The sequence below is a fragment of the Streptomyces longwoodensis genome (assembly GCF_001514125.1).
Lineage (GTDB): Bacteria > Actinomycetota > Actinomycetes > Streptomycetales > Streptomycetaceae > Streptomyces > Streptomyces longwoodensis.
Genome location: NZ_KQ948552.1, coordinates 235,218 through 251,120, shown reverse-complemented (window position 1 = coordinate 251,120; position 15,903 = coordinate 235,218). Strand labels below are relative to the sequence as shown.

Here is a 15,903-nt window from a genome sequence, read left to right as displayed (position 1 = left end):
ACGACCGCCCGCGCACCCCGCCCGTGGACGCGCTGCCGCTACGCCGATCGCGCGCATCGTCGGGGCGCGCAGGGAGCGCCGGGGGCGTTCGGGGGCGGGCATGCGTTAGGAGAGAGGGGTGCGTAAATATGACAATCCATCCGTGATGGGGTGATGTGGTGATCGCGCGCAGACGACAGGTGGCCCTCGCCCTGACGGCCGTCCTCGCGGCGGGTGCCGCCTGCCGGGCCCAGGACCGGGCGCCCGTGGTCGAGCCCGGGCGTCCCGCCCCCGCCGCCGCCCGCGGCTTCACCCTCGTCGCCGCCGGCGACGTCCTCCCGCACAGCTCCGTCATCGACCGCGCCCGCTTCGACGCCGGCGGCACCGGCTACGACTTCCGCCCCCTGCTCGCCGGGACCGAGCCGGTCGTCTCCCGCGCCGACGTCGCCCTGTGCCAGACGGAGCCGGTCCGGGGCGCCGACGGTGACCCCGCCTTCACGTCCCCGCCCGAGATCGCCCGCGCCCTCGCCGCCACCGGCTACGACGGCTGCTCCACCGCCTCCGAGCACAGCCTCGACGAGGGCGCCGCGGGCGTGCGCCGCACCCTCGACGCGCTCGACGCCGCCGGCGTGCGCCACGCGGGCACCGCCCGCACCGAGGCAGAGGCCAACGCGATCACCCTGCTGCGGGCCGGCCGCGCGAAGGTCGCCCACCTGGCCTACACCGCCGGTACCGGCCGCCCGCAGCCGCCCGGGGCCCCCTGGACGGTCGCCCTGGCCGACGAGAACCGGATCGTCGCGGACGCGCGCGCCGCCCGGAAGGCCGGCGCCGACGTCGTCGTGGTCTCGGTGCACTGGGGCGCCGCCTGGCAGGACGCCCCCGACGGGCGGCAACTCGCCCTCGCCCGCGCCCTCACCGCGTCCCGCTCCGGCGGACGCCCCGACATCGACCTGGTCCTCGGCACCCACGGCCACGTCCCGCAGGCGTACGAGAAGGTCAACGGCACCTGGGTGGTCTACGGCACGGGCGACCAGGTCGCCGGTGAGACCACGAACGACCAGGGCGCCACCGACCCGCGCGGCCGCCAGTCCACCGTGGGCCGCTTCACCTTCGCCCCGCCCGTCCGGCCCGGCGCCCGCTGGGAGGTGGTGAAGGCCGAGTTCGTGCCCCAGCTGTTCGACGTCGACGCCGGCCGCGTGGTCGACCTCAACCGCGCGCTCGCCCAGGGCGCCGAACTGCGCGGCGTGCGCGACCGCATCCGCGACGTCGTGCTCAGCCGCGGGGCGGCCAAGGACGGGCTGGTGATGGGGGAGTAGCGGCACGGCACGGGGGCGCGGCGCGGCACCGCGGGCACGGCACGGCACCGTAGGCGCGGCACGGGAACGGCGTTGCGGTGCGGGAACGGCGTTGCGGCCCGCCACGACGGGGCTCACCCGCGGCGGGCTCGACGCGCCCGCCCCTGCCCGAGCGGAACCCGGACGGCGGGCCCGCCGCGTCGCGCCCGTCGGCGGGTCACGGCACCACGGTCACCGGCCAGCGCCCCGCCTTCACCAGCCGGACCGCCACCGAGCCGATCAGCCGGTGCCCGGCCTGCTCGGACGCGCCCACGACCACCGCGTCCGCCTTCAGTTCCTCCGCGGCCTTCACCAGGCCGTTGTACGGGTCGCCGCGGAACGTGTGGAACTCCCAGCGCACGTCGAATATCCCCCTGACCCGCCGGGCGGCGTCCCGGATCTCGGCCACCAGGTCCTCGGCGATCCCGTCGGTGGCGTCGGCGACCGGCGCCCCGAGCGCGGCCCCGGCGGCCATCACCGGCTGCACGTACACCACGGCGAGGAGCGCGTTCTGCCGGCGGGCCAGCCCCCCGGCGTAGGCCGCGGCCCGCATGGAGGTGTCCGACCCGTCGACCCCGACCAGGATGACCTTGGGCCCGTCCGTGCCCCGCTCGAACCCCTGCGCGGGCTGCCTGGAGTGCTGTTCCGTCACGGTCCGAGGCTATCCCGGACCTCTCGACGGGCGAACCGGCCCTCCCCTTCCTAGAGTCGGAACATGAGCGCCACCCCCGAGGCCACCCGGGCCGGGCGCGCGCCCCGCGACGTCCCGGGCGCCGGGCCGCAGGCCCCCGCACGCCGGCTGCTCGGCCACGTCCCGCAGGTCTTCGCCACCTTCTTCGGCGCCCTGGCCGCGCTCTGCGCCCTGCTGGCCGTGGTCCCGCCCCTGCGCGTCCTGCTGCGTCCCGTCGTCCGCTTCCTCGACCTGCTGACCGTTCCGGTCAGCGCCAACCTCGCCTACGCCGTCTTCCTCGTCCTGCTCGCCGGCGCCCTCGCCGCCCGCAAGAAGGTCGCCTGGTGGCTGGTGGTCGTCTACCTGGGCCTGCTGGTCCTGACCGACGTCCTCGGGGTGGTCGTGGGGCTGTACGCGGAGTCGGTCCCGTCGCTGGTGGTGTGCACGCTCGCCCTGGCCGCGCTGGTCGTGGCCCGCGCGGAGTTCTACGCCGCCTCCCGGCACGGCGCCGTCCGGCGCGCCCTCCTCGTGCTGCTGGCCGGGCTCGGCCTCGCGATCCTGGCCGGCTGGGGCCTGGTCGAGCTGTTCCCCGGCACCCTGCCGTCCGCCCAGCGGCTGCCGTGGGCCGCCAACCGCGTCCTCGGCGGCCTGGTCTCCGCGCGCTCCTTCGACGGGCACCCGCCCCGGCCCCTGTACTTCTTCCTCGGCCTGTTCGGCGCCCTGGCCCTGCTGAACGCCGCCGCCACCCTGTTCCGCTCCCAGCGCATGGAAGCCGCCCTGCACGGCGACGAGGAGACCCGTATCCGCGCCCTGCTGAAGGCCTACGGCACGCAGGACTCCCTCGGCTACTTCGCCACCCGGCGTGACAAGGCCGTCGTCTTCTCACCCAGCGCCAAGGCCGCCGTCACCTACCGCGTCGAGGTGGGCGTCTGCCTGGCCAGCGGCGACCCCGTCGGCGACCGCGAGGCCTGGCCGCACGCCATCGCCGCCTGGCTGGACGTCGCCCGCCGGCACGCCTGGGTCCCGGCGGTGATGGGCGCCTCCGAGGACGGCGCGCGGGCGTACGCGCGCGCCGGGCTCGGCGCCCTGGAACTGGGCGACGAGGCGATCCTGCCGGTCGCCTCCTTCGACCTGTCCGGACGCGAGATGCGCGTCACCCGCCAGGCCGTGCACCGCGTCCGCCGCACCGGCGCGACCTGCCGGGTGCGCCGGCACGCCACCCTCACCGACCAGGAGATGGAGGAGGTCGTCGAGCGTGCCGACGCCTGGCGCGACACCGAGACCGAACGCGGCTTCTCCATGGCCCTGGACCGGCTCGGCGACCCCGCCGACGGCGACTGCCTGCTCGTGGAGGCCCTCGACGCCGACGGCAGGCTCCTCGCCCTGCTCTCCTTCGTGCCCTGGGGCGGCGACGGCATCTCCCTGGACCTGATGCGCCGCGACCGCTCCGCGCCCAACGGCGTCATGGAGTTCATGGTCGCCGACCTGTGCGCCGCCGCGCCCAAGCTGGGCGTGCGCCGCGTCTCGCTCAACTTCGCCGTGTTCCGCTCCGTCTTCGAGGAGGGCGCGCGCATCGGCGCCGGACCGGTGCTGCGGCTGTGGCGCCGGCTGCTGCTGTTCCTGTCCCGGTGGTGGCAACTGGAGGCGCTGTACCGGTCCAACGCCAAGTACCGCCCCGAGTGGTTCCCGCGCTTCCTGTGCTACGGCGACGCCGCCGCCCTCGCCCGGGTCGGCCTCGCCTCGGGCATCGCCGAGGGCTTCGTCCGCGTACCGTCCCTGCGCACCCTCCGGGGCCGGCGGCACCCCGGGGCGCACCGGCCGGCGACCACCGGGGGACTGCCGTCCCCGGCGGCGCTCGACCTCGACCTCGACGGAGGGGACGGGGCCGGGACCCGGACGCCGGACGCGGGCCTGCCCGAACAGGTCCGCGTCCGGCACCGCACCCTGGAGCGGCTGCGCGCCGACGGCACCGACCCCTACCCGGTGGACGCCCCGCGCCCCACCCACGCCCTCGCCGCGGTCCCGCCCGGCGAGCGGGTCACCGTCGCCGGACGCGTCCTGCGCGTACGGGACTTCGGCGGCATCGTGTTCGTCACCCTGCGCGACTGGTCCGGCGACCACCAGCTCGCCCTGACCCGCGACGCCTCGCCCCGGGCGCTACGCCGGTTCACCGCCGACACCGACCTCGGCGACCACATCACCGCCACCGGCACGGCCGGGCTCAGCGACCGGGGCGAGCCGACCGTGTTCCTGGAGTCCTGGCAGCTGACCGGCAAGTGCCTGCGCCCGCTGCCCGACAAGCGCCGCGGCCTGACCGACCCCGAGGCCCGGGTCCGCCTGCGCCACCTCGACCTCGTCTCCAGCCCGGCCGCCCGCGACACGGTGCGCGCCCGCTCCACCGCCGTACAGGCCCTGCGCCAGGGGCTGCTGGACCGCGGCTACCTCGAGGTCGAGACGCCGATGCTCCAGCAGATCCACGGCGGCGCCAACGCCCGCCCCTTCACCACCCACATCAACGCCTACGACCTCGACCTCTACCTGCGCATCGCGCCCGAGCTGTACCTCAAGCGGCTGTGCGTGGGCGGCCTGGAGAAGGTCTTCGAGATGGGCCGCACCTTCCGCAACGAGGGCGTCTCCTACAAGCACAACCCCGAGTTCACGATGCTGGAGGCCTACCAGGCGCACGCCGACTACGACGTGATGCTCGACCTCGCCCGCGAACTGGTCCAGGGCGCCGCCACCGCCGCCCACGGCACGCCCCTGGTCCGCAAGGGCGGCCAGGAGTACGACATCTCCGGGACCTGGCCGGTCCGCACGGTCCACGAGGCCCTCTCCGAGGCGCTGGGCGAGGAGGTCGACGCCGACACCCCGCTCGCCCGGCTGCACCTGCTGTGCGACCGCGCGGGCGTGCCGTACACCGCCGACGACGGACGCGGCGACGTCGTCCTGGAGATGTACGAGCGGCTCGTCGAGGAACGCACCCAGCTGCCCACCTTCTACAAGGACTTCCCCACCGACGTCTCCCCGCTGACCCGGCAGCACCGCACCGATCCGCGGCTCGCCGAGCGCTGGGACCTCGTCGCCTTCGGCACCGAACTCGGCACCGCCTACTCGGAACTGACCGACCCGGTCGAGCAGCGCCGCCGGCTCACCGCGCAGTCGCTGCTCGCCGCCGGGGGAGACCCCGAGGCGATGGAACTCGACGAGGACTTCCTCGACGCGCTCGAGTACGCCATGCCCCCGACCGGCGGCCTGGGCATCGGCGTCGACCGACTGGTCATGTTCCTCACGGGCCTGACCATCCGTGAGACGCTGCCGTTCCCGCTCGTCCGCCGCCGCTGACCAACGCCCGCGCGCACCGGCCCGCGAGGAGCTTCGCCCCGCACGCGGGCCGCCGCGACCGGAGGTGCGCCGGGCGGGTGGAATCGTGCCGCTGCTGAGGTGTCGTGGGGGTGCGGCGGGGCGTCGGCGGGCGACTGATGACACATGAAGAAGGATCAGTTGTTCACCCGGCGCGGCCTGTTGTTCGTCGGAGCCGGCGCGCTGGGCGCGGCGGCCGGGACCGCCGGTCTGCTCGCCCGCCCCACCGGCGGGTCCTCCGCCGGCCCCGCCGCCCCGGCCGCGGGCGCCCCGGCCCACCGCCTCCCGATGAAGCCTTCCGCCTACCGCCTGCAGCCCCTCGCCGGGTACGGCCCGCCGCGCGCCGCGCCGCACCGCACGCCGCTGCGCCACGAGCCGCTGCTCCGCGTCGACGGCCACGGCCGCACCCTGGTGCTGACCTTCGACGACGGCCCCGACCCCCGCTGGACCCCGGGCATCCTGGACACGCTGGCCGAGTACGAGGTGCGCGCCATGTTCTTCGTGTGCGGCGAGATGGCGTCCTACAGCCCCCACCTGCTGGCGCGGATGGCCGACGAGGGCCACGTCGTCGGCAACCACACCTGGTCCCACCCCCTGCTGACCACGCTCGGCCGCAGCGCGATCCGTTCGGAGATGGAACGCACCTCCGACGTGATCGAGGACGCCTACGGCGAGCGGCCCGAGTGGTTCCGCGCGCCCTACGGCGCCTGGAACCGCACCGCCTTCCAACTCGGCGCCGACATGGGCATGGACCCGCTCGCCTGGACCGTCGACACCCTCGACTGGACCACCCCGGGCACCGGCGCCATCGTGAAACGGGTCGAACGCGGCGCCGCCCCCGGCGTCGTGGTGCTCTCCCACGACGCCGGGGGCGACCGCTCCCAGAGCGTCCAGGCGCTGCGCCGCTACCTGCCGCGCCTGCTGGACTCCGGCTACCACATCACCGTGCCGCGCCGGCAGTACGCCTAGCGCACACCGTCCCCCTGGTCGGGGTCCGCTCAGCGGACCTCGACCAGACGCGCGAAGACGACCACGTTCCCGTCGTACCCGTTCTGCTTGCTGAAGCCGCCGCCGCAGGTGATGACCCGCAACTCCGGGTCCCCCTTGGAGGCGTAGACGCGGTCGCCGGGGAAGTCGTCCTTCGCGAAGACCTCGACGCCGTAGATCTCGAAGACGGCCGTCGTGCCGTCCTGGCGGGCGACCTCGACGCGGTTCCCCTTCTTCAGGGCCCCGAGACCGTAGAACACGGCCGGGCCCTGCGTGTTGTCGACGTGGCCGACGACGACCGCCGTCCCCTTCTCGCCGGGCGAGACCGCGCCGGTGAACCAGCCCGCCAGGTTGGGGTCCTCGGGCGGCGGCGCGCCGACCCAGCCGTCGGCGTCCAGACCGACCGGCATGACGGGCGCGTCCACCTGGATCGCGGGGATCCGGATCCGGTCCACCAGCGCGAACGGCAGGGCGGCCGGGGCCTGCCCGAAGGCGGCGCCCGGGGCGGTGCGGCTGTCCGCGGCCGCCGCCGGGGCGGGCTGCGGAGGGCCGACGTCGAACTCCCCGGAACCGTTGCGGATGAGCGCGAGGCCGGTCAGCAGGACGAGCGCTATCACGCCCCAGGGGGCACGCCTCCTCGGGCGCTCCTCCTCTTCCGGCATTCCGGACAGCTCGTAACCGGGCATTCGCCATCCCCTTTCGACGCGGCCGTCGCCCCGTCCTTGCGCGCGTACCAGCACGCTAAGCGCCGTGCCCGCGCGCGGCGACGGCACGACGGCGAACGGGTGGCCCGCACGCGGAGCGGTGCGCCATCCGAGTTGCCGCGCGGAGAATATTTCTGACGGTCCGTGACCTGGGGCGATGTCCGACGGTGTGGTGATCGGTCGGCGTGTTGCCTCACCAGGACGGACCAGCGCCGACATGCGGGCCCGTGCACGGCGGCCGAGGGTCGGTCCGGGAGGTGCTTCCTCGCCGACAGACCGGGGACGGGCCCCGGGGCGCCTCCCGCGGAGGATCACATGCGCAACCCTCGCATCCTGGCCGCCTCGGCCGTCGCGGTCGCCGTCCTCGGGCTTGCCGCCCCCGTCGCCGTCGCCGACGGCATGGGCGGTGGTCCCGGCGGCGGCACGGCCGGAGGTCCTGGTGGTGGCATGGGCGGAGGCCCTGGTGGTGGCATGGGCGGTGGCCCTGGTGGTGGCATGGGTGGTGGCCCTGGTGGTGGCATGGGCGGCGGGCAGAGCAACCTCTCCCCGAGCAACATCGTCGCCCTGCCCAGCGTCATCGCCCGCGGCGGCCAGTTGACGGTCACCGTCGACAACTGCCCCCGGGGCGGCACCATGACGTCCGCCGCCTTCCCCACGACCACGCTGACCCCGATCAACGGCGCCAACCGCACCGCCAAGGGCACCGCCACGGTCAACAGCAACGCCCGTCCGGGCCCCTACGACATCACCGTCACCTGCACCGGCACGGGTTCGCTGACCCGCCCGGCCGCCTTCACCGTGATCGGCGGGGTGCGCGGCGGCCTCGGCGGCAGCAGCTCCAGCGGGGCCACGCCCACCGACATGGCCATCGGCGGCGGGCTCGTCGCGGCCGCCCTGGTCGGCGGCGCGGTGTTCTGGATGCGCCGCCGCGCCGAGCGCCGCGCCTGACCACGGGCCGTCCGCACGGCCCACGCGTCCCGTCATCTGTTCGCACGTCCAACGGACTTCGACCCGGGCACCCCGCGAGGGTGCCCGGGTCGAAGTCCGTCCGGGAGCCGGTCGAGCCCTCCCGGGGCGCCGTCCCGCTCAGCCCTTGGCGTGCGGGAACAGTTGCAGGAACGGCTCCGCCGACGCCGCGATGCCCCGGCTGTAGGGCGCGTCGAAGTCCCAGATGAGGAACAGCAGGAACGCGATCAGCGCGGAGAACAGCCCGGCGAGGATCAGCTCCCGGGGCGTCCGGCGGATCTGCAGGGCGAAGATCATGCCGATGGTGATGACCGCGCCGGTGATCAGCCCGAACCACACCACACCCGGCATGGTCGGGTCCGTGGAGTTCGCGCGGGCGGCGCGGGCCTGGTCGACCGTGGCCACCTGGTCGACGAGCGGCTGGTAGGCCTGCGCCTCGAAGTCGTTGCGGGGCTGGTAGTCGGTGACGTCGGCGCGCAGGCGCTCCAGCAGCCGGTCGCCGCGCGGGGTCAGTTCGCCGTGGTCGGCCATGCGCTTCCACTCGACGGTGACGACCTGTCCGACATAGGCGTTGACATCCTCCCGAATGCGGTCACGCACGTCGGCCGGGTACACCCGCGCCCGTTCCGAGACCTCGTGCAGGGCCTGGGCCTCGGCCTGGACGTGGTCCTCGGCGGCGCCGCGCGCCTCCCACACGCCCGCGATGGCCAGGCCCAGCACGATGGCGTAGACGACGCCGATCCACATCGTCATGTACTCGATGACGTCCGGGGTTTCGGTGGGGTCCTCGTCCACCCGCGCCGTGCGGTGGCGCAGGAGGGTGATGATGACGACCACCGCGCAGGCGGCGACCATCGCGAGGGTGAGAACAAGCCATTCCGGCAAGAGGTACCTCCAGGAGTGCGCTAGCGGGGCCGGAGTGCGGCGACGGCGACGATGGCGGGCGCGGTGATGAGCAGGACGTAGGTGACCGGCGACGGTCCGTGGTGCCGGATGTGCCGGGGCGGTGCCGCGTGGTACGCCGGGAAGTGCACGGGGGCCGCGGACGGGCTCGGCGGGGGCGCGGGCCTGGGCGGAGGGGTCGGCTTCGGCGCCGGCCTGGGCTTCGGTGCCGGGGCGGGCGGGGGCGGCGCCGGCCGGGCCGCGGGCGGCGCGGGGGCGGGCGGGGCCGGCTTCGGCGGCGGGGGCGCGGGGCGTGGGGGTTTGGGCGCCGGGGTCGGCGTGGGCTTCGGCGGGGGAGGCGTGGGGGTGGGCTTCGGCGGCGGGGGCGTCGGGCTGGGCTTCGGGGGCTCGGGCGGTTTCGACGGGGGCGGGGTCGGCTTCGGGCACGGCGGGTCCGGCCAGTGGTGGCCGCCCGCGACCGCCACCGCATCGATGCCGCCCGGGCCCGTCGACGCCCAGGCGCAGGCGTCGGCCGACGCCGTCCCGGCCGGCACGCCCGCGAGGAGCCAGGCGGCCGTCGCCACCGCGGCCGCCCGGGCGGCGAGCGCGCGGCGGGTCGCTGCGGGAGCGGATCGGGTCGTTTCGGGTCCATGCACGAGGCCGATCATCCGGCCCCGCGCCCGCGTGCGGGCCCGCACGCGGGCGCGGTTGGCCCGAACGGAGGATATTCGCGGGCGTCGGTTTGATCGGGCCGCAACCGTCCGGGCGATCTCCCGCACACCGGTACGAAAGGTGTTCGAAACCGCGTGGCGAGACGGTCGGCGGCCGCGCCGGAGTGCCCCCGGCGCACAGGCGGCGGAAAGTTTTTCGGGCCGCGGTTGAACACAACACCCCGCCCCGTGCGTACCCAGTGCCGTGCAGCGGCGCAGCAGGGCGCTGCAACACCCTTGTGAGGATCGGTGAGTTGACGATGAAGACCTCCTGGCGGAGCGCCTCCCTCGTGGCGAGCGCCGCGGCTGTGCTGGCGCTGACGACGGCGTGCGGTCAGGAAAGCGCCGGCAGCGCGGCGGGCAGCCAGAACGTGGGCGCCACCGCCCCGGCCGTCACCGGGGGCCTCGGCGCCGGCAGCGGCTACGGCGGCGTCGACGCGAGCGCCAGCCCCGGGGCCGAGGCGGCCGGCGCGGGCGCCAGTGCCCAGGGCGGCACCGCCGGTGAGCTGGCCGTCTCCGCCAACGCCGAGCTGGGCAAGATCCTGACCGACGGCAACGGCAAGACGCTGTACCGGTTCGACCAGGACACCGCCGAACCGCCGAAGTCCAACTGCGCCGGCGACTGCGCGACCGCCTGGCCGCCCGTGCCCGCCGACGGCGTGACCGCCGGCGACGGCATCGACAAGTCGCTGCTCGGCGAGGTCACCCGCGCCGACGGCAGCAAGCAGCTCACGGTCGGCGGCTGGCCGGCCTACTACTACGCCAAGGACACCACGGCCGGCGACACCAGCGGCCAGGGCGTCGGCAACAAGTGGTTCGCGCTCGCCCCCGACGGCAAGAAGGCCAAGGTCAGCGCCCTGCCCGGACTCTCGGTGCGCAAGGACCCCAACCTCGGCGAGATCGTCGTCGACCGCAACGGCATGACGGTCTACCGCTTCATGAAGGACGAGGCCTGGCCCAAGCCCGTGTCCGCCTGCACCGGCGCCTGCCTGGAGAAGTGGCCGGCCGTGGCGCCGGTCGGCGACGACGTCAAGGGCGTGCAGAAGAAGGGCCTGATGAGCTTCAGCCGGCCCGACGGGGTGAAGCAGCAGACCGTCAACTGCTGGCCCATCTACACCTTCTCCGGTGACAAGGCGCCCGGGGACATCAACGGCCAGGGAGTCGGCGGCACCTGGTACGCCGTCGCCCCCAACGGCAAGCCGGTCGGCGCGCCGAAGCAGTAGCGGTCACCTCCCCAGGGCTGACCCGCCCCTGCCCACGCGTCCGGCCCCGTCCGCCCCCTCCGCACCGCACGGAGGGGGCGGACCTCTGCGTTCCCCGGCCGACGCCCTCCGGGACGGAGCGTCGTCGTCGCTTCATCTCCTGCACGGGAACCGGACGCCGCCCCTTCGGGATCCGGAACGCTCCGCGACGCCTCCGGTACGTTTCGTGGAGACCGGTCGGCGCCCGCGGCGCGGCACGTGCCGCAGGCAGTGACCGGGAACGGACGGTCAATTTCCGGTTCCACTCGCTCCATTGGCGGGCGATCAGTAGCCTCTGCTCGAACACCGGATCGCCTACGCCTTGGAGAGATAGATGGAGCGTCCCGCCTGGGCCCCGCGGAGCATCGACATCTCGGTGCCCAGCGTCTCGCGCATCTACGACTTCTTCCTCGGCGGTTCCCACAACTTCGAGGTGGACCGCCAAGCGGCGCGCAGGGCCCTGGAGTTCATGCCGGGACTGCCCAAGATCATGCAGGCGAACCGGGCGTTCACCCGGCGTGCGGTGCGGTTTGCGGCGGCCGAGGGCATCACCCAGTTCCTCGACATCGGCTCCGGCATCCCCACGTACGGCAACGTCCACGAGGTCGCCCAGGAGGCCAGTCCCGGCGCCCGGGTCGTCTACGTCGACCACGACCCGGTGGCCGTCGCGCACAGCCAAGCGGTGCTGGAGGGCAACCAGCACGCCGACGTCGTCGCGGCCGACCTGCTCAAGCCGCGGGAGATCCTGGCGAGTCCCCAGGTGCAGCGGCTGATCGACCTCGAGCGTCCGGTCGCCCTGCTGCTCGTTGCCATACTGCACTTCGTGGAGGACGAGGACGACCCGTACGCGGCGGTGGCCGAGCTGCGCGACGCCTGTGCGCCGGGCAGCATGCTGATCCTCACGCACGCCTCGTACGAGGGGATCCCGCTGCCGCCGGAGCGGGCCGAGGGCGCGGTGGACGTGTACAAGGACATCCGCAACCCGCTGATCATGCGCTCGCGCGAGGACATCGCGCGGTTCTTCGAGGGGTACGACATGGTGGAACCGGGACTGGTGCCGATGCCGCGGTGGCGGCCGGAGACGTCACCGGAGGACGAGGACCCCTTCGCCTTCTCCGGGTTCGCCGGCGTGGGGACCACGGCGTGAGCGCGGAGCCGGACGGGCCGGAGGACAGACTGCGGCGGTTCGCGACGATCTGGAGCCGGGCGGTCTTCCCGGTCACCTCCACGTCGCTGACCCGGCCGGAGTTCGAGCAACTGCTGCTGCCGCTGGCCCGGCGCCTGCGCGTGGCGCTGCTGGCCCGGGCGTTCGACGCCGAGGAGGGCCGGGCCGTGGGTGCCGCGCTCGTCCGGGCGCACTGCACCGACCCCGAGGCGCTCAGCCGCGCGCTGGACTGCGTCGAGGCGTACCTGGTGCTGTACTGCGGCGAGGACGGCCCCCAGGAGGAGCTGCGGCTGCGCTCCTCCCGGCTCCAGCACGCCATGGCCGCCGGGTTCGCGCAGGCGCTGCGCGAGCGCACCCTCGCCGAGCAGGAGGCCATCGCCCGGGCGGCGTTGCAGGCCCAGGGCGTGGTCGCGCAGGCGCTGCACGCCAGTGAGGCCCGCTTCCGCGCGGTGTTCGAGGGCGCCGCCATAGGCATCGGCATCGCGGACCTCGACGGCAACGTCCTCCAGGTCAACGGCGCCCTGCAGCGCATGTTCGGCGGCGGCGAGGGCGCCTTCCGCGCCCGCAACGTCAAGGACTGGACGCACGCCGAGGACGCCCCCCAGGTCTGGAAGCTCTACGACGAGCTGGTGCGCGGCGAACGCGAGCACTACCACGTGGAGAAGGCCTTCTACCGGCCCGACGGCACGGTCCTGTGGACCAACCTCACGGTGTCCCTGCTGCGCGACGCCGACGGCCGGCCGCAGTACCAGCTGGCCCTGATGGAGGACACCACCGAGCGGCGGCTGCTGAACCTGCGGCTGCGCTACGAGGCCACCCACGACGCGCTCACCGGACTGCCCAACCGCACGCTGTTCTTCGAGCGGCTGGAAAAGGTCCTGGCGGCCGGCGAGGGCCAGCGCTTCGGCCTGTGCTACCTCGACCTGGACGGCTTCAAGACCATCAACGACAGCCTCGGCCACGCGGCCGGCGACCGGCTGCTCGTCGAGGTCGCCGACCGCCTGCAGTCCTGCGCCACCGCGCCCGGCGAGATGGTCGCGCGCCTGGGCGGCGACGAGTTCGTGGCGCTCACCACCGGCCCGAACGCCCGGCACGAGGTCGACGAGCTGGCCGCGCGCATCATGAACGCCCTGCTCGCCCCGGTCCGCATCGAGGGCCGGGAGCTGACCGTTCGCGGCAGCATCGGCATCGTCGAGGGCGCGGCGGGCGAGCGCAGCGCGGCGGAGGTGCTGCGCAGCGCCGACATCACGATGTACCGGGCCAAGTCGGCGGGCGGCAACCGCTTCGAGCTGGCCGACCCGGAGGCCGACGCCCGCGCGATCACCCGGCACGGCCTGACGACGGCGCTGCCGGCGGCCCTGGAGCGCGGCGAGTTCTTCATCGAGTACCAGCCGCTGGTCCACCTCGGCGACGGCAGCGTGCGCGGCGCGGAGGCGCTGGTGCGCTGGCTGCACCCGCAGCACGGCATCCTCGGCCCCGACCGGTTCATCCCGCTCGCCGAAGACACCGGGCTCATCGTGCCGTTGGGCCGCTGGGTGCTGGAGCAGTCGGTGCGCCAGGCCCGCGACTGGCGCGAACGGTACGGCGACGGCGGGCCGTTGCGGATCAACGTGAACCTCTCGCCCTGCCAGCTCACCCACCCCGGCCTGGTGCAGGACACGGTGGACATCCTGGAACGGGCCGGCGTCGCACCGCAGGCGTTGTGCCTGGAGGTGACCGAGTCGGCGCTGATCGGCGCGGACGACGACCTGCTCAAGCCGCTGCGCCGGCTGGCCGAGATGGGCGTCGACATCGCCCTGGACGACTTCGGCACCGGCTACTCGAACCTGGCGAACCTGCGCCGGCTGCCGGTGAGCGTGCTCAAGCTGGACCGCTCCTTCACCCAGAGCATGCAGCAGTTCCCGGCCGACCCCGTCGACCTGAAGATCGTCGAGGGCATCGTCTCCCTGGCCCACAGCCTGGACCTCGCGGTGACCGTGGAGGGCGTGGAGACCGGCGCGCAGGCCGAGCAGCTGCGGATACTGGGCTGCGACACGGCCCAGGGCTGGTACTACGCCCGTCCGGGCCCGCCCGAGCGCCTGCACCAGCTGGCCCTGGTGGACTCCACGGGCTGACCGGCGCGGCGCGGTTCCGCGCCGGGGCCGGGCCGGACACGTGCCGCAGGCCGGTCGGGGCGCGCGCCGATGGCCGGCCGGGGCCGCGCGCCGTCCCGGAGGTCAGCGTTCCAGCAGCATCCGCTGCAACTCGCGGGCGGCCCGTGGGGGAGCGACGTCGCTGCGGTGGGCCAGTGCGATCGTGCGGTGCAGTCCGGGCCGGGCCAGTGGCGTGACCCGCAGGCCCCGGCCCGAGCGGGCCGCGACCATGCGCGGGACCACGGCCACCCCGAGCCCCGCCCGGACGAAGCCCAGCACGGCGTCCATCTCGCCGCCCTCCACCGCGAAGGAGGGTTCGAACCCGGCGGAGCGGCACGCCGCGACGGTCAGTTCCCGCAGGTCGTAGCCGTGCCGGAACATCACCAGGCGTTCGCCGGCCAGATCGGCGACGTCCACGGCGCGCTTCCCGCCACCGGGCCGGGGCGCGTCGGGCGAGGACACCACCACCAGGTCCTCCCGCAGCAGCTCCACGGTCGTCAGGGCCGGGGCCGGCGTGGGCAGCGGCAGCACCACCAGCGCCAGGTCCAGCGCGCCCCGGGCGAGCTCCCGGATCAGGTCGTGCGAGCCGCTCTCCTCGATCAGCAGCCGGACGCCCGGGTAGCGGTCGTGGAAGGCCCGCAGCACGTCCGGCAGCAGGCCGGTGCACAGGCTCGGGGTCGCGCCCAGCCGCACCCGGCCCCCGCGCAGCTGCACCAGCTCCTGCACCTCGTAGCGGGCCGTCTCGGCGTCCGCGAGGATCCGCCGGGCCAGCGGCAGCAACGCCTCGCCCGCGTCGGTGAGCGCGATGTTGCCGCGGGCCCGCACGAACAGGTCGGCGCCCAAGTCCCGCTCCAGTGCCCTGATCTGCTGCGACAGCGACGGCTGGGCCACGTGCACCAGCTCGGCGGCCCGGGTGAAGTGCCGGGTCTCGGCGACGGCGACGAAGTACTGGAGCTGCTGGAACTGCATGGCGCCAGCATACGACCGTGATAGTCCGTTCCTATGGAATCAAGCCGGACCATGTCTTGGACCGATGAGGGGTCGGGCGCCTAGCGTCTGGTGCCATGGCACTGGCAACGCGGACGGACCGACGGCCCTCCCTGGCGCGCACCGTGTGGGACTCCTCCGTCGGCAAGAAGGCGGTGATGGCCGTCAGCGGCATCGTCATGCTGCTGTACCTGGTCGTCCACATGATCGGGAACCTGAAGATCTTCTTCGGCCCCGGCGAGTTCAACCACTACGCCCACTGGCTGCGCACGCTCGGCGAGCCGTTCATGCACTACGAGTGGACGCTCTGGATGATCCGCGTCGTGCTCGTCGCCGCGGTCGTCGCCCACGCCGTGTCCGCCTACCAGCTCAGCCGCCGCGACCTGCGCGCCCGCCCGAGCAAGTACGTCCACAGGAAGGCCCGGGCCAGCTATGCCACGCGCACCATGCGCTGGGGCGGCGTCATCCTCGGGCTGTTCATCGTCTGGCACCTCCTCGACCTGACCACCGGCACCGTCCACGCCGGCGGCTTCCAGGAGGGCCACCCGTACCAGAACGTCGTGGACACCTTCTCCACCTGGTACGGCAACGTCGTCTACATCGTCGCGGTGCTCGCCCTCGGCCTGCACGTCCGGCACGGCTTCTTCAGCGCCGCGCAGACCCTCGGCGCCGGCAGCCGCACCCGCAACCGGGCCCTCAGGGCCGTCGCCGACGTCCTCGCGCTGCTGCTCACGGCCGGCTTCGTCGCCGTTCCCGTGGGCGTCATGACCGGAGTGGTGAGCTGAC

Annotated in this window: 13 protein-coding genes; 8 read left to right on the top strand and 5 right to left on the bottom strand. The window is 74.4% G+C overall.

The window, feature by feature from the left end:
* The first annotated feature begins 158 nt into the window (after positions 1 to 158).
* Positions 159 to 1,295 (top strand): CapA family protein, encoded by a 1,137-nt coding sequence (locus tag AQJ30_RS13630; RefSeq protein ID WP_067233579.1) that lies wholly within the window; start codon positions 159 to 161, stop codon positions 1,293 to 1,295.
* Between the two features lie 196 nt (positions 1,296 to 1,491).
* On the opposite strand, the gene AQJ30_RS13625 is transcribed toward AQJ30_RS13630, so the two are convergent.
* Positions 1,492 to 1,965 (bottom strand): universal stress protein, encoded by a 474-nt coding sequence (locus AQJ30_RS13625; RefSeq protein ID WP_067233150.1) that lies wholly within the window; start codon positions 1,963 to 1,965, stop codon positions 1,492 to 1,494.
* A gap of 63 nt (positions 1,966 to 2,028) precedes the next feature.
* Between AQJ30_RS13625 and lysX the strand changes: the two genes are divergently transcribed.
* A complete protein-coding gene (gene lysX, locus AQJ30_RS13620) occupies positions 2,029 to 5,325 on the top strand; it encodes a bifunctional lysylphosphatidylglycerol synthetase/lysine--tRNA ligase LysX (RefSeq protein WP_079084011.1) in 3,297 nt (1,098 codons plus the stop codon).
* A gap of 144 nt (positions 5,326 to 5,469) precedes the next feature.
* Positions 5,470 to 6,312 carry a polysaccharide deacetylase family protein gene (locus AQJ30_RS13615; protein ID WP_211278976.1) on the top strand — a complete coding sequence of 281 codons (843 nt, stop codon included), beginning with the start codon at positions 5,470 to 5,472 and terminating at the stop codon, positions 6,310 to 6,312.
* Between the two features lie 29 nt (positions 6,313 to 6,341).
* On the opposite strand, the gene AQJ30_RS13610 is transcribed toward AQJ30_RS13615, so the two are convergent.
* A complete protein-coding gene (locus tag AQJ30_RS13610; RefSeq protein WP_067233148.1) occupies positions 6,342 to 7,016 on the bottom strand; it encodes a class F sortase in 675 nt (224 codons plus the stop codon).
* A gap of 333 nt (positions 7,017 to 7,349) precedes the next feature.
* Here AQJ30_RS13610 and AQJ30_RS37855 point away from each other — a divergent pair, with 333 nt between their 5' ends.
* Positions 7,350 to 7,982, top strand: a complete 633-nt coding sequence (locus AQJ30_RS37855; RefSeq protein WP_169808474.1) for a hypothetical protein — start codon at positions 7,350 to 7,352, stop codon at positions 7,980 to 7,982.
* Between the two features lie 138 nt (positions 7,983 to 8,120).
* On the opposite strand, the gene AQJ30_RS13600 is transcribed toward AQJ30_RS37855, so the two are convergent.
* Both AQJ30_RS13600 and AQJ30_RS39785 read right to left on the bottom strand, forming a co-directional pair.
* Positions 8,121 to 8,885 (bottom strand): bestrophin-like domain, encoded by a 765-nt coding sequence (locus AQJ30_RS13600; protein WP_079084010.1) that lies wholly within the window; start codon positions 8,883 to 8,885, stop codon positions 8,121 to 8,123.
* A gap of 20 nt (positions 8,886 to 8,905) precedes the next feature.
* A complete protein-coding gene (locus AQJ30_RS39785; RefSeq protein WP_277754752.1) occupies positions 8,906 to 9,034 on the bottom strand; it encodes a hypothetical protein in 129 nt (42 codons plus the stop codon).
* Positions 9,035 to 9,852: 818 nt separating this feature from the next.
* On the opposite strand from AQJ30_RS39785, the gene AQJ30_RS13590 reads away from it, so the two are divergent.
* The 3 genes from AQJ30_RS13590 (at position 9,853) to AQJ30_RS13580 (ending at position 14,112) form a co-directional block, all read left to right on the top strand.
* Positions 9,853 to 10,815, top strand: coding sequence for an SCO0930 family lipoprotein (locus AQJ30_RS13590; RefSeq protein WP_067233142.1), 963 nt, complete (start codon positions 9,853 to 9,855; stop codon positions 10,813 to 10,815).
* Positions 10,816 to 11,167: 352 nt separating this feature from the next.
* A complete protein-coding gene (locus tag AQJ30_RS13585) occupies positions 11,168 to 11,980 on the top strand; it encodes an SAM-dependent methyltransferase (RefSeq protein WP_067233140.1) in 813 nt (270 codons plus the stop codon).
* Positions 11,977 to 14,112: a putative bifunctional diguanylate cyclase/phosphodiesterase gene (locus AQJ30_RS13580; protein ID WP_067233139.1), complete on the top strand. Its 2,136-nt coding sequence runs from the start codon at positions 11,977 to 11,979 to the stop codon at positions 14,110 to 14,112. Before AQJ30_RS13585 ends, AQJ30_RS13580 begins: the two co-directional genes overlap by 4 nt.
* A gap of 102 nt (positions 14,113 to 14,214) precedes the next feature.
* Here the strand turns inward: AQJ30_RS13580 and AQJ30_RS13575 are convergent, their stop codons facing one another.
* Positions 14,215 to 15,099: a LysR family transcriptional regulator gene (locus AQJ30_RS13575; protein ID WP_067233137.1), complete on the bottom strand. Its 885-nt coding sequence runs from the start codon at positions 15,097 to 15,099 to the stop codon at positions 14,215 to 14,217.
* 131 nt (positions 15,100 to 15,230) lie between these two features.
* Between AQJ30_RS13575 and AQJ30_RS13570 the strand changes: the two genes are divergently transcribed.
* Complete coding sequence (locus tag AQJ30_RS13570) at positions 15,231 to 15,902, top strand: succinate dehydrogenase (RefSeq protein WP_067233574.1); 672 nt, start codon at positions 15,231 to 15,233, stop codon at positions 15,900 to 15,902.
* The last annotated feature ends 1 nt before the right edge of the window (position 15,903 follow it).

Bases quoted from the DNA above. Each gene is read 5' to 3' on its own strand.
- AQJ30_RS13575 (WP_067233137.1), bottom strand. From the start codon at position 15,099: ATGCAGTTCCAGCAGCTCCAGTACTTCGTCGCCGTCGCCGAGACCCGG.
- AQJ30_RS13585 (WP_067233140.1), top strand. From the start codon at position 11,168: ATGGAGCGTCCCGCCTGGGCCCCGCGGAGCATCGACATCTCGGTGCCC.
- AQJ30_RS13615 (WP_211278976.1), top strand. From the start codon at position 5,470: ATGAAGAAGGATCAGTTGTTCACCCGGCGCGGCCTGTTGTTCGTCGGA.
- AQJ30_RS13590 (WP_067233142.1), top strand. From the start codon at position 9,853: ATGAAGACCTCCTGGCGGAGCGCCTCCCTCGTGGCGAGCGCCGCGGCT.
- AQJ30_RS13610 (WP_067233148.1), bottom strand. From the start codon at position 7,016: ATGCCCGGTTACGAGCTGTCCGGAATGCCGGAAGAGGAGGAGCGCCCG.
- AQJ30_RS37855 (WP_169808474.1), top strand. From the start codon at position 7,350: ATGCGCAACCCTCGCATCCTGGCCGCCTCGGCCGTCGCGGTCGCCGTC.
- lysX (WP_079084011.1), top strand. From the start codon at position 2,029: ATGAGCGCCACCCCCGAGGCCACCCGGGCCGGGCGCGCGCCCCGCGAC.